Origin of the sequence: Segniliparus rotundus DSM 44985, from assembly GCF_000092825.1 — a bacterium.
GTDB lineage: Bacteria > Actinomycetota > Actinomycetes > Mycobacteriales > Mycobacteriaceae > Segniliparus > Segniliparus rotundus.
Genome location: NC_014168.1, coordinates 1118120 through 1130873 on the forward strand (window position 1 = coordinate 1118120; position 12754 = coordinate 1130873).

Annotated in this window: 10 protein-coding genes; 6 read left to right on the plus strand and 4 right to left on the minus strand. The window is 66.6% G+C overall.

Translation table 11 applies throughout. From position 1 onward, the window contains the following. The first annotated feature begins 11 nt into the window (after positions 1 to 11). Positions 12 to 1049, plus strand: coding sequence for an LLM class F420-dependent oxidoreductase (locus SROT_RS05700; protein WP_013138065.1), 1038 nt, complete (start codon positions 12 to 14; stop codon positions 1047 to 1049). Positions 1050 to 1085: 36 nt separating this feature from the next. Further along, a complete protein-coding gene (locus SROT_RS05705) occupies positions 1086 to 2120 on the plus strand; it encodes an ATP-dependent 6-phosphofructokinase (protein ID WP_013138066.1) in 1035 nt (344 codons plus the stop codon). 37 nt (positions 2121 to 2157) lie between these two features. Here SROT_RS05705 and ggh read toward each other — a convergent pair whose 3' ends face one another. Further along, positions 2158 to 3495, minus strand: a complete 1338-nt coding sequence (gene ggh / locus SROT_RS05710) for a glucosylglycerate hydrolase (protein WP_013138067.1) — start codon at positions 3493 to 3495, stop codon at positions 2158 to 2160. 60 nt (positions 3496 to 3555) lie between these two features. Between ggh and gatB the strand changes: the two genes are divergently transcribed. Together gatB and SROT_RS16855 are read left to right on the plus strand one after the other, a co-directional pair. Further along, positions 3556 to 5064 (plus strand): Asp-tRNA(Asn)/Glu-tRNA(Gln) amidotransferase subunit GatB, encoded by a 1509-nt coding sequence (gene gatB, locus SROT_RS05715; RefSeq protein ID WP_013138068.1) that lies wholly within the window; start codon positions 3556 to 3558, stop codon positions 5062 to 5064. A 97-nt stretch (positions 5065 to 5161) separates the two neighbouring features. Beyond that, on the plus strand, positions 5162 to 5422 hold the full coding sequence (locus tag SROT_RS16855) for a DUF4442 domain-containing protein (protein ID WP_222829200.1): 261 nt from the start codon (positions 5162 to 5164) through the stop codon (positions 5420 to 5422). 203 nt (positions 5423 to 5625) lie between these two features. Here SROT_RS16855 and SROT_RS15990 read toward each other — a convergent pair whose 3' ends face one another. After that, positions 5626 to 6816, minus strand: coding sequence for a PQQ-dependent sugar dehydrogenase (locus SROT_RS15990; protein WP_013138069.1), 1191 nt, complete (start codon positions 6814 to 6816; stop codon positions 5626 to 5628). Further along, complete coding sequence (ilvD, locus tag SROT_RS05730) at positions 6813 to 8660, minus strand: dihydroxy-acid dehydratase (protein WP_013138070.1); 1848 nt, start codon at positions 8658 to 8660, stop codon at positions 6813 to 6815. The genes SROT_RS15990 and ilvD overlap by 4 nt, the downstream gene beginning before the upstream one ends. 288 nt (positions 8661 to 8948) lie before the next feature. Here ilvD and SROT_RS05735 point away from each other — a divergent pair, with 288 nt between their 5' ends. Together SROT_RS05735 and SROT_RS05740 are read left to right on the plus strand one after the other, a co-directional pair. Then, positions 8949 to 9620, plus strand: coding sequence for an SRPBCC family protein (locus SROT_RS05735; protein ID WP_013138071.1), 672 nt, complete (start codon positions 8949 to 8951; stop codon positions 9618 to 9620). Positions 9621 to 9776: 156 nt separating this feature from the next. Continuing rightward, a complete protein-coding gene (locus SROT_RS05740) occupies positions 9777 to 10226 on the plus strand; it encodes a universal stress protein (protein ID WP_013138072.1) in 450 nt (149 codons plus the stop codon). Positions 10227 to 10313: 87 nt separating this feature from the next. Here the strand turns inward: SROT_RS05740 and SROT_RS05745 are convergent, their stop codons facing one another. Then, positions 10314 to 12545 carry a HelD family protein gene (locus SROT_RS05745; protein WP_013138073.1) on the minus strand — a complete coding sequence of 744 codons (2232 nt, stop codon included), beginning with the start codon at positions 12543 to 12545 and terminating at the stop codon, positions 10314 to 10316. Between the last annotated feature and the right edge of the window lie 209 nt (positions 12546 to 12754).

Consider the following 12754-nt stretch of genomic DNA (forward strand, 5'->3'; position numbering starts at 1 on the left):
ACATTCGTGGTATGCGTATTGGGACGATAGTCAACTATGCCGGTGGGTTTGTCGAGGTCGCGGATGAGATCGCGGAATTGGAGAAGGTCGGTCTCGACATCGTCTTCGTCCCAGAGGCCTACTCGTTCGACGCCGCCAGCCAACTGGGCTACTTGGCGGCCAAGACGTCCACCGTCACGCTCGCCTCGGGGGTTTTTCAGCTCTACACCCGGACCCCGACGCTCATCGCTATGACCGCGGCTGGGCTGGACTACGTGTCGGGCGGGCGTTTCGTCCTTGGCCTCGGAGCCTCCGGGCCGCAGGTCATCGAAGGCTTCCATGGTGTGAAGTACGACGCGCCCCTCGGCCGCACCCGCGAGACCGTCGAGATCTGCCGGAAGGTCTGGAAGCGTGAGCGCCTCGAATACGAGGGCAAACACTTCACGGTGCCGTTGCCGCCGGAAAAAGGCACAGGTCTCGGCAAGGCCTTGAAGCTCATCAACCACCCTGTCCGCGACCGGATCCCCGTGGTGATCGCCGCCCTCGGCGCGAAGAATGTGGCCCTGACCGCGGAGATCGCCGAAGGCTGGCAGCCCATCTTCTTCATGCCGGAGAAAGCGGGCGACGTGTGGGGGGCGGCGCTCGCCGAGGGCAAGGCAAAACGCGCCCCGGAGCTGGGGGAGCTCGACGTGTTCGCGGGCCCTGCCCTCGCCATCGGCGAGAATGTGGAGCATTTGTTCGCGTTCGTCAAACCCATGCTCGCCCTGTACATCGGCGGCATGGGCGCCAAGGGCAAGAACTTCTACCACGGCTTGGCGACCACATACGGCTTTGGCAAGCAGGCCGACGCCATTCAAGACCTGTACCTCGCGGGGAAAAAACAAGAGGCGGTCGAAGCCGTGCCCGACGAGCTGGTGCGGAGCATCTCGCTCATCGGCCCGAAGAGTTTCGTCGCCGAACGCGTCGCGGCGTTCAAAGAAGCCGGAGTGACCACGCTCAATGTGAACCCCTTGGCGGAGAACACGGCGGGGCGGGTCCAGCAGGTCGAGACTTTGGCCGGACTCCTCTGACTCAGCGCGCTTGCCGGCCACGGTATCCTGGCCTGTGTGAAACGGATCGGCGTTTTGACTGGCGGCGGAGACTGCCCGGGCTTGAATGCGGTTATCCGCGCTGTGGTGCGCACTTCTGTCGGCCGCTACCGCAGCACCGTCGTCGGTTTCCGCGACGGATGGCGGGGCCTTTTGGAGGACCGGCGCACCAAGCTCGACGACCTCGACAAAATTGACCGGATTTTGACGCGCGGCGGCACCATCCTCGGCACCGCGCGGGTGAACCCGGACAAGTTGCGCGCGGGTCTGGACCGGATCAAGCAGACCCTCGACGACAACGGGGTCGACGTGCTCATCCCCATCGGCGGCGAGGGCACGTTGACGGCGGCGAGCTGGTTGTCGGAATCCGGCGTCCCCGTGGTCGGCGTGCCGAAGACCATTGACAACGACATCGACTGCACGGATGTCACGTTCGGCTTCGACACCGCGTTGGCCATTGCGACAGATGCGATCGACCGGCTGCACACCACTGCCGAGTCCCATCAGCGGGTGATGCTCGTGGAGGTCATGGGCCGCCACGCGGGGTGGATCGCGCTGCACGCCGGACTGGCCTCGGGCGCGCATCTCACCCTCATCCCCGAGGTGCCGTTCGACGTGGACGAGGTCTGCGCCATGATTAAGAAGCGTTTCCAGCGCGGCGACGCGCATTTCATCGTGGTGGTGGCGGAAGGAGCCGCTCCGGACCCTCGGTCGATGACGCTGGCCGAGGGCGGCGTCGACGAGTTCGGGCACAAGATTTTCACCGGTGTGTCGCAGCAGCTCGGCCGGGAGATCGAGAAACGGATCGGCAAAGAGGTTCGCGTGACTGTTCTCGGGCATGTGCAGCGCGGTGGAACGCCGACGCCGTTCGACCGGGTGCTCGCGACTCGGTACGGCGTGCACGCCGCCGAAGCGGCGCACAATGGCGGCGAAGGCAACATGGTGGCTCTGCACGGCACGAAGATCGAGCTGGTCCCGTTGTCCGAGGCCACCAAACAGCTCAAACGGGTTCCGTCGGAGCGTTACGAAGAAGCCAGGGCTTTCTTCGGCTAGCGTGTCGCAGCTGCGGAGTGAACCGGCGTGTCCGGGGTCAGCCCAGCCAGTCCAGCACTGCCGCGGCCGTCCAAGACTGTTGCATGCTGCCGAGCGCCTCGCCCGTGTGCGGCTCGTAGTATTCGGCGAATTTCCCGTCGGCCACCAGGCGCAGTGCCTCGTCTTTGAGCTGCGCCGCGCGTTCGGGCCAGCCCCTGCGCGCGAAGGCGAACGAGAAAATCCAGGTGATGACCGGCCACACCGGTCCTCGCCAGTACTCCTTGGGCCGGTACTGCTTCGACACTGGCGAGGTGGACGGCGGCAGAGCGTAGAGCAGGTCAGGATGTCCGCACCAACGTGAGCCTTCGAAAAGCCGGGCGAGGGCCATCTCCCTTGGCCGGTCCAAACCGCCGCAGATCAGCGGCGCGAACATGGCCAAGGTGTCGGTGGGAATCCGTTGCCCCGCGATGAGGTCGAAGTCGCTGGCCGCGCCGGAGCGGTGGTGCGCCGTGGAGGCCACTCCGGAGCGGAACAGCTCCGCCCACGCGCGCAGCTCCCGCACGTCCGCGTGGGGTTTGGCGTGGTCCTCGCCGATATACGCCAGCATCTCGCAGGCCATGGCGAAAATCGCGGAGAAAAACACGTCTTGCACCTGGAAGCCCATGACGGCGGGCAGCTTCTCGTCGTCGTAGCCGACCGACTTCATCTGCTCGACCAGCCACAGGTATCGGTCGTATTCGGCGTTCGTCGGACGCTGGCCGGGGTCGCCGACCACGGAAATGTCCTCGCGCACATATCCGGGCATCCGGCCGGGCACGACGTTCTCGTAGGCCGCGTCCCAGCGCGGGGAGTTGTCCATGCCCGATTCCCAGCCGTGGTAGAGCGTGATGAGGCCGTGTTGCCCTTGGTCCCTGGCGGTGGCGAGCCATCGGTGCCAGCGCATGAGGTCCGGCCAGCGGCGGTTGAGGAATTCCTCAGCGACGCCGCGCACCGTCTTGCCCCTTCGGCGGGAGTGGTCGAGGATGCGCTGGACGGCGATGACGTGCACCGGGGGCTGGGTGATCCCGGAGGTCTCTGGTTTTTTCGGGGCCGAGGCCGCCAGCCTCGCGGTCTCCCAGCGCTCGGGGCCGGGGAAGTAGCCGGTGGCTGCTGGGGCGAAAACGATATGCGGGATCATCCCTGTGGACCATTGCGCCGAGAGGAGTGTGTCCAGCTCCCGCACGGCGCGCTCGACGCTGAGCGAGGCGAGTCCCGCCGCCACGATCGCGGCGTCCCAGCTCCACATGTGCGGGTAGAGCTTGGGCGCGGCCGTGGTCATGGCGCCGAGGTCGTTCCCTTTGAGCAAGTACGCGGCTCGTGCGGCGAGCTGGGTCGGGGAGAAGCCGCGGCGGATCACCTGACCATTGTGCGGGAAACTCGTGTGTTCGGCATGGTTTGCGGAGGCTAGACTGTCCCGATGACCACTGCTGCCGCTGATGTGTTGGACTATGACGAGGTCTTGGAGCGTTTCGACCCGGTGTTGGGCTTGGAAGTCCATGTGGAGCTCAACACCGCCACGAAGATGTTCTGCGGTTGCCGGGTGGTTTTCGGGGCGCCGCCGAACACCCAGGTCTGTCCGACGTGCCTCGGATTGCCGGGCGCGTTGCCCTCGCTCAACGAGAAGGCGCTCGAGTCGGCGGTGCGCATCGGGCTCGCCCTGGGTTGCGCGATCCGCCCTTGGGGGCGTTTCGCCCGGAAGAACTACTTCTACCCGGACATGCCGAAGAACTACCAGATCTCCCAGTACGACGAGCCGATCGCCGAGAACGGCGCGCTTGAGGTGACCTTGGAGGACGGGACTGCGGTCACCGTCGAGATCGAACGCGCGCATATGGAGGAGGACACCGGCAAGCTCACGCACATCGGCAGCTCGGACGGCCGCATTGGCGGGGCGGACCAGTCGCTCGTGGACTTCAACCGGGCGGGCACTCCGTTGATCGAGATCGTCACCAAGCCCATTGTCGGCACGGGCGCCCGTGCCCCGGAAGTCGCGAGGGCCTACGTCACGGCGTTGCGGGAGCTGCTCGGCGCGCTCGGGGTCTCGGATGTGCGCATGGAGCAAGGATCGTTGCGTTGCGACGCGAACGTCTCGCTCATGGCCAAGGGCGCGCAAGAGTTCGGGACGCGCACCGAGACGAAGAACGTGAACTCCTTGCGCAGCGTGGAGACCGCTGTTCGCCACGAGATGCGCAGGCAAGCGGCAGTGCTCGTCAACGGCGGCGAGATTTTGCAGGAGACCAGGCACTACCAGGACGACGGGACGACCAAGCCGGGACGGATCAAAGAGACCGCCGCGGATTACCGCTATTTCCCCGAGCCTGATCTTGTGCCGGTGGCCCCGGACCCGGCTTGGGTGCAGAGTTTGCGCGCGACCCTGCCGGAGCCTCCTGCGCGGCGCCGGGCGCGGTTGCAGGCCGAATGGGGCTTCAGCGACGAGGTGATGCGGGATGTGGTGAACGCGGGCGCTGTGGAGCTCATCATCGAAAGCGTCGAGGCGGGCGCGGGTGCGGACGCGGCGCGGGGAGTGTGGCTCTCCCAGCTCTCCCGTGTCGCGAACGAGCGAGGGGTGGCGCTCGCCGACCTGCCGATCACCCCGGCCCAGGTGGCGAAGACGCTCGCGCTTGTCGCCTCTGGAGAGCTCACCAGCAAAATGGCGGCGCAAGTGATCGACGGGGTGCTCGCAGGGGAGGGCGAGCCCGATGCGGTCGTCGCGCAGCGGGGTTTGAAGGTCGTGCGCGACGACGGCGCGCTCCAGGCCGCCGTTGACGCGGCGCTCGCGCAGTTCCCGTCCGAGGCCGACGCGATCCGTGAAGGCAGGCAGCAGGCGATCGGCCCGGTCATGGGCGCGGTGATGAAGGCGATGAAAGGACAGGCGGACGGCAAAGCTGTTCGCGCCTTGATCCTGAAGTCCTGCGGGCAGGGGTAGATCCGGAGCCGGCCGATCCCGTGTGAGCCTTCTCGCGTAAGCCGTGAGTGTGTCGTATAGCAGTGTTATTTACACACTCTGTGCTTTCGAGCGCCCCTTGGAAAGGCTGGCGGCTGCGGACGAGGCGGCATTGGTCGAGTTCGGCGCGACGGGCATCGCGTTTGTCGAGCGCAGCGGATTGCGGGTCCTCATCGCGCAACGCGGCAAAGCGCGCTGCTGGATGCCGTACGAGGGGAATGAGAACCACATCGGCGCCATGTACGCGGGGGCGTTGGTCACGTTGGCCGAGCTTCCCGGCGGTCTACTGTATTTGACCTCGTTCGACACGCGCAGTTCTTCCCCATCGTCAAAGAGATGAACATTCAGTTCCACAAGCCCGTCACAAGCGACGTCACCGTGGAGATCTGCCTCGCAGAGGAGGCCATCGCCGCGATCCAAGAGGAGGCGCAGGCGAAGGGCAAGGCCGATTTCGTCCTCGAAGGGGAGCTGAAGACGCAGGACGGCGTCCTGGCCGCGACCAGCCGGGGGATGTACCAGCTTCGCGCCATCGGCGAGAAGCGGTCAGTCGTCTTTCGGTTTCGGCGGTTCGCCGAAACCGGGGACGTTGCCGCCGCCGCCTCCGCCGCCGGCGCTGCAGACCACACGGTCATCGACGTTCTCGTTCGGCTTGCCGCCGGGGGAGCGATTGACTGTGCCGAAGCACAGCATGCCCGAGGCGGAGGCCGCGACGTCGCCGAGCGCGCCGTACTTGCCGTCCACTGCCACCACGGGCGGGGCAGGCAGGCCGCTGGCTCCGGTCGGCATCGTGAGTGTGAGGAGTTTGTCGCGCACCGCCACGAAGGCGACCATTTTTTTCACAGCGCACCCGGACACCCCCGGCCGGTCCGGCCAGCTCCACACCAGCTGCGGCGATTTCGTCCCTTTCGGAATGCGCAGCAGCTCGTCTTTCACGGGGCTGCGATTCGTGTACCACAGCGTGGAGTCGGGGTCGTCGATATCAAAGCAGAGCGCCCCGCCTGAGCCGAGGCCGCTCGTGATGATTTCCGGTTCGGCGTGCGCGCCGCCCTCCAGCTGGTTCGGTTCGATTCGCAAGATTTTCCCCGCGAGGGAGTTCGGGTCCGCCGCCGCGGCTTCGTCGCCAGCGCTGCTGGTGAGCACGTACAGCGCGCCGCCAGGTCCAAACTGGATCGACCCGTAGTTGCCGTCGGCGGTGTGCGGAATGCCGACCAGGACGTCGCTCGCGCCGCCCTCTTTTGTCAATCGGACCACGCGGTTGTCGCTCGGCGTCGAGATATAGGCGAAGATGGCGCCGTCAGTGCCGAACTGGGGCGAAAGGGCGATGTCCATGAGCCCCCCGTCGCCTGCCGCGTTCACATCCACATGCGTGACCAGCGCGGGCTTCTGGCTCGGCCCGCGTTTTGCGAGCAGAATGTTCCCCGTGCCGCGCTCGGCGACCAACGCTGCCTGGGCTCCGGGAATCGGGGCTATACCGCCGGTGATATTGATGCAGGTGGCGATGACAGCGGGATCCAGATCCTCGCACGGCCCCGGTTTGCGGTCGTCCGGTCCCTGCTGCTCCTGCGGCGGGGAGGGCTGTTGTTGTTCAGGCGGCGGCTTTTTCCCGCCGCTGAGCGCGCCTTGGAAGGCGTCTTGGAACGGCGAGTTGTTGAGGTGCTCGAAGTCGGCGCAACCTGCGACGAGGGGGAGGGCGCAAGCGAGTGCGGCCGAAGCCGCGAAGGCGCGGAATTTCATCGTGCGGGCACTCTCCGCACTGCGCCTTGGTCCGCGGACGTCGCCATGGCGGCGTACGCCCGCAGTGCCGCCGTCACCGTCCGCTGGCGCGCCAGGGGGGTCCACGGGCGCTCGGAGGCCTCCATCTTTGCGCGGCGCTCGGCGAGGACGTCGTCGTGGACGAGCAGTTCAAGGGCTCGGGTGGCGACGTCGATGCGGATCTGGTCGCCGTTCTCGACCAGGCCGATCACGCCCCCGGAGGCCGCCTCGGGGGACACATGGCCGATCGACAGGCCCGACGTGCCGCCGGAGAAGCGTCCGTCGGTGATGAGCGCGCAGACCTTCCCAAGGCCCATGCCTTTCAAGAACGACGTGGGGTGCAGCATCTCTTGCATGCCCGGCCCACCGGCGGGGCCCTCGTAGCGAACGACCACGATATCGCCGGGTTTGATCTTTTTGCCGAGAATGGCCGAGACGGCCTCCTCTTGGGATTCGACCACCACGGCAGGGCCTTGGAAGGAGAACAGGTCTTGGTCGATGCCCGCTGTTTTGAGGATCGCGCCGTCGGGAGCGAGGTTCCCGCGCAGCACTACGAGCCCGCCCTCTTTGGTGTAGGCGTGCTCCACGTCGCGGATGCATCCGCCTGCCGCGTCCAGGTCCAGGCTCGACCAGCGGTTCTTGGTGGAAAAAGGCTCGGTGGTCCGCACGCCGCCGGGTGCGGCGTGGAAAAGTTCGACGGCTTCGTCCGAGGCCTTGCCGGAACGGACGTCCCAGGTGTCGAGCCATTCGTCCATTGTGCGCGAGTGGACGGTGTGCACGTCCTCGTGCAGCAGGCCCGCGCGGCGCAGCTCGCCGAGGATCGCGGGGATGCCGCCCGCGCGATGCACGTCCTCCATGTGGTAGTCGGAGTTCGGGGCGACCTTGGAAAGGCAGGGCACTCGGCGGCTGACCGCGTCGATGTCGGCGAGGGCGAAGGGCACCTCGCCCTCGTTCGCGGCGGCGAGGATGTGCAGCACGGTGTTCGTCGAGCCGCCCATCGCCACATCGAGCGCCATGGCGTTCGCGAAAGCCTTCGGGGTGGCGATGTTGCGGGGCAGCACCGAGTCGTCGTCCTCGTGGTACCAGCGCTTGGCGGCCTCGACGACTGTGAAGCCCGCCCGCTCGAAAAGCGCGCGCCGGGCGGCGTGGGTGGCGAGGGTGGAACCGTTGCCGGGCAAGGAAAGGCCCAATGCCTCGGTGAGGCAGTTCATCGAGTTCGCGGTGAACATGCCCGAGCAGGAGCCGCAGGTGGGGCACGCGCTGCGCTCGATCTCGTCGAGGCTGTCGTCGGTGACGGCCTCGTTCGCGCTCGCCGAGATAGCGGTGATGAGGTCTGTGGGAGCATGGGCCACGCCGTCGGCGATCACCGCTTTCCCGGCCTCCATGGGGCCTCCGGAGACGAAGACGGCGGGGATGTTCAGGCGCATTGCCGCGTTGAGCATCCCAGGGGTGATTTTGTCGCAGTTCGAAATGCAGACCAGGGCGTCGGCGGTGTGCGCGTTCACCATGTACTCGACCGAGTCGGAGATGAGTTCGCGGCTGGGCAGGGAGTACAGCATGCCGCCGTGGCCCATGGCGATGCCGTCGTCCACGGCGATGGTGTGGAACTCTCGCGCGACGCCGCCCGCCGCGCGGACGGCGTCGGCCACGATCTCTCCGACGTTTTTCAGATGGACGTGCCCCGGAACGAACTGGGTGTAGGAATTGGCGATGGCGACGATGGGCTTGCCGAAATCGGAGTCGGTGAGACCAGTGGCGCGCCAGAGCGAACGCGCACCGGCCGCTGCTCGGCCGATGGTGGTGGTTCTGGATCGAAGTGGCGGCATCCGCTTAGTTTACCTGTCGTGGGGCCCTCTCGAGGAATGCGGCAGAAACCGTGCTCGGGCTGTGCGCGCCGAGCGGGCGCGGCCCGAAGCGAGCAGACCGCGGCCCGACACGGCGGACGGCTCCCGGCGCAGTGTCGGGCATTGCTCCCCGCGCTGGCTATAACGGGGTCCTGTGTTGTAGCTCTCTGTGTGAGGTTTAGATTGTCTGGTGGCCCGCATGCGGGCCACCAGAGAATCGTTCCAAGCCCAAAAAGCTTGTCGGATCGAGCCGCAAAGGACAGCAGAGATATGACCGAACCCCAGAACGCTCCCGCGCAGCCTGCCGCGCCGAGCTCTTACCCCGCGTACGATCCCGCCGCGGACGACAAGCTCTTGTACAGCATCGCCGCCGCGGCCGTCGCGCTTCCCTTGGTCGCCCTCGCTTTCCTGGTGTTCGCCTCCCGGGGCTCCAAGGCCCCGTTCCGTTTCGGCGCGAAGGGCATTCTCGACAAGGCCGAGTTCAACGACTACCTCAAAACCGGATCCTTCCGCGCCAATGCGACGGTGAAGTTCAAACACCCGGTCGAGAAGATCTGGCAGGTGCTCACCGGCGAGCACGCGTTCAGCTGGCTCCCCGGCGTCAAGGGCGTGCATTACGTCGGCACACCGGGCGAGGGCGCGGTCCGTTACCTCAAAACTCTCCCTCTCGCGCTGGGCGAGCAGGTCGTCGAGTACGAAGAGGGTAAGGTCTTCGGCTACACAGGGACCGGCGCGTCGCTGCCTGTGCTCAAGCACCTGGCTTCTCAATACAACTTCGAGCCGACCAAGCGGGGCGGCACCAAAGTCACCTGGAAGCTGGCGGCGACTCCGAAGGTCGTCGGCTTCCTGCCGCTGTGGCTGGCCGGGCCGCTCGCCAAACCGGCCCTGAAGGTCGCGTTGCGGCTGGCCAACAGCACGATCTTCCCGGCGGACAAGAAGTAAGCGCGCGTTCCCCAGGCAGGGGTCCGTTTGTGACATGTTTTGCGATTGTCCTTGCTTCCAGCGAGGACAGGCTTTACCGTGAGATGGCGCACATCGCGCAGAGAGATCAAGAGGTTCCGCGCCGCTGCTGGCGGCGTGGGCGAAGGAGGTAACAAGGTGGCGTTATACCGCAGCGTGGTGGTGGGCACCGACGGCTCTGAATCGTCGTTCCGTGCAGTGGAACGCGCTGCAGAGGTCTCTGGCGCGGCGGGGGCGACCTTGTACATCGCGACGGCGTATCAGCAGGGCGCCGCTGCTGGCGGCGCTGCGGCGGACGCGCTCAAGGGCGAAGCTTTCCAGATCACCGGCAGCACGCCCGCGTACGAGATCCTGCGGGCCGCGACTGACCGCGCGAAAAAAGCGGGGGCGCAGAATATCGAACAGCGCGCCATTGAGGGAAAGAACCCGGTGGACGCCTTGATCGACCTCGTCATCGGCGTGAAAGCAGACCTCCTCGTGGTCGGCAACCGGGGGCTCTCGTCCATCACGGGACGCCTCTTGGGCTCCGTGCCTTCCGATGTCGCCCGCAGGGCCGACATCGATGTGCTCATCGTCCACACCGTCTAGACCGTGTAACGCCCTGGACCGTGCCGGCAGACGCACACGTTTTCCTCGCGCTTCGCCGTCCGCCCGCGCGGCTTCTCGCCGCCTCGCTCAGCCCGCGAGAGCGGGGCGCTGGGCGAGGGAGGCGAGCGTCTTCGGGAGTGCTTTGCTGTGCACCACCACCAGTCGTTGCGTCGCGCGGGTGAGCGCCACATAGAGGTCGTTGTGGCCGCGAGGGGATTCCGCGACCAGGTCCGCGGGCTCGATCAGGACGACATTGTCGAACTCCAACCCCTTGACTTCGTGGACGGTGTGCACACGCACCGACTCGGAAACGAGATGCCGGAGCGAGGAAGCCTCGTCCGACGGCGCGAGGATAGCGGTCAACCCGGTGAATTCACCACCTCCAGTCAAGTCTGCGACGGTCGCCGCGATCTTGTCGGCTGTCACAGACACCGCGAATGGGACGTGCCCGGAGGCGCGGATCGACCGCGGTGGCGTCTGCTCTGGGTTGATCTCGCGCAGCACGTCCGCGGCCAGACCCATGATCTCGCTCGGGGTCCGGTAGTTCACAGTGAGCTCGGCGAGCCGCCACCTGTTCGCCACATACGGCGAGAGGACGTCCGCCCACGAAGAAGCCCCAGCGGGGTCGCCCGTCTGCGCGACGTCGCCGACCAGAGTCATCCAGCGGTTCGGGGAACGGCGGAAAACCATGCGCCAATCCATGGGCGAAAGCTCTTGGGCCTCATCAACGATGACGTGGCCGAACGCCCATGTCCGATCCGCCTCCGCCCGTTCCGCCGCGCTCGCCAGCGAGGTGTGCGAGTGCCGATCCGCCAAGGCTTCTGCGTCGAGGAGGTCGTGCGCCATCAGCACCTCCGAGTCGAAACCGTCTTCAGGGTCCTCGTTGCCCGAATCCCGGACCAAGTCGAGCGCGGCTTGCGCCTCGGCGATGGCCTTAGCCCGTTTGATTCTCGCCTCTTCCGCCGCGGACTCGTCGTCGGTGCCGATGAGCTCGGCCAACTCGTCCAAAAGCGGCGCGTCGGCGGGAGAGAACCCCGCCCCCGAGGGCCGGGCCAGCGCGGCTTGCTCCGCTGGCGCCAGCCCGCTCAGTCTCTCCGGCTGCGCGTACAGCTCGCGCAGCACGTTGTGCGGGTCGAGCTCCGGCCAGAATTCGCCGAGCGCTTCGAACACGTCGGGGTCCGAACGCAGCTCGTCTCGGATGTCCTGGTAGCTGTCCAGGTCATTCGATCCTTCCTGCTCGGTCTCGCGCCACAGCCGGTCGGCCAACGCGTCGATGGCGGCGCGCAGGAACACCTGCCGGGCCGGGTTGTGCGGCCGCCGCGAGTTGCGCGCCCGGCCCTGGGCCTTGGACACCAGATCGCGGTCCACGATCAGCTCGTGGCGCCCGAACGGGATCCGGATCCGGTTTTTGGGAAGGCGCTGATAGTCCCGCACGGCGGCTTTGAGCACATCCACCATGCCGAGCGAGCCTTTCACCGCGCGCGCTTGGAGCGAATCCTCTTCAGTCGGCTGCAATCCCGGGAAGAGCGTTCCGACCGTGGCGAGCAGAACGCCGGTCTCGCCGAGCGAGGGGAGGACCTGGCCGATGTAGTCGAGGAAGGTGTCGTTCGGGCCGATGATGAGCACGCCGCTGCGCGCGAGCTTGGTCCGGTGCGTGTACAGGAGGTACGCGGCGCGGTGCAGTGCGACGGCAGTTTTCCCGGTCCCAGGGCCGCCTTGCACCACGATCACGCCCCGGTGCTCGTTGCGGATGATGAGGTCCTGCTCGCGCTGAATAGTGTCGACGATGTCGCCCATCTGCCCGGTCCTCGCGGCGCCGAGGGCCGCGACGAGCGCCGCCTCGTTGACCACCCCGCCGCTCTGCTCTGCGCCCACTGCTTCGGACACATCCAGCGTCTCGTCATTGACCGTGAGCACCTTGCGGTTGCGGGTGCGGATGTGGCGTCTGCGCACCACGTCTTCCGGGGCCGCGGGCGTCGCGAGGTAGAACGGGCGGGAAAGGGGCGCGCGCCAGTCCAAGAGCAGGATCTCGTCGCTGTCGTCCTCGAACATGCCGAGCCTGCCGATGTACCGGCGCTCGCCGTCGGCCATATCGAGTCGGCCGAAGCAGAGATTGTGCTCCGCCGCGTGGTATTTGGCCAGGTCTTCGCTGTACAACTGGACATAGGACTCGCGTTCGGAGCGTTCCTGGTCGTCGCCGTCGCCCGCGAGGAGCGCTTCGCGCAGGCGACGTTCGGCTGTCGCTTTCAGCAGGTCCAACCGGGTGTAGAGCACGTCGAGGCGGTCTTGGTCCTCGCAACACTGCTGCTCGTCCGACACGTCCAGGTCCTCCTCATGAGTGTGTCTGCCGACGGCGCAGCCTGCCGAGCATGTGCAGGTGTGCGCACAAGCTGTCGATTCTACTCGGCCCTTGCTGCCTTTTGGGGCAGAGTGCGGATTCCCGTGTCGCGTCGCGGTTGTGCGACGGACAGGGGCGGGGAGCGCCGCGCAGGGCAACGGGCAGGTTCTCGTCCGCTGTTTTGTCGCCC

Coding starts and splice junctions, on each gene's coding strand:
- SROT_RS05700 (WP_013138065.1), top strand. CDS start 12: ATGCGTATTGGGACGATAGTCAACTATGCCGGTGGGTTTGTCGAGGTC.
- gatB (WP_013138068.1), top strand. CDS start 3,556: ATGACCACTGCTGCCGCTGATGTGTTGGACTATGACGAGGTCTTGGAG.
- SROT_RS15990 (WP_013138069.1), bottom strand. CDS start 6,816: ATGAAATTCCGCGCCTTCGCGGCTTCGGCCGCACTCGCTTGCGCCCTC.
- ilvD (WP_013138070.1), bottom strand. CDS start 8,660: ATGCCGCCACTTCGATCCAGAACCACCACCATCGGCCGAGCAGCGGCC.
- SROT_RS05735 (WP_013138071.1), top strand. CDS start 8,949: ATGACCGAACCCCAGAACGCTCCCGCGCAGCCTGCCGCGCCGAGCTCT.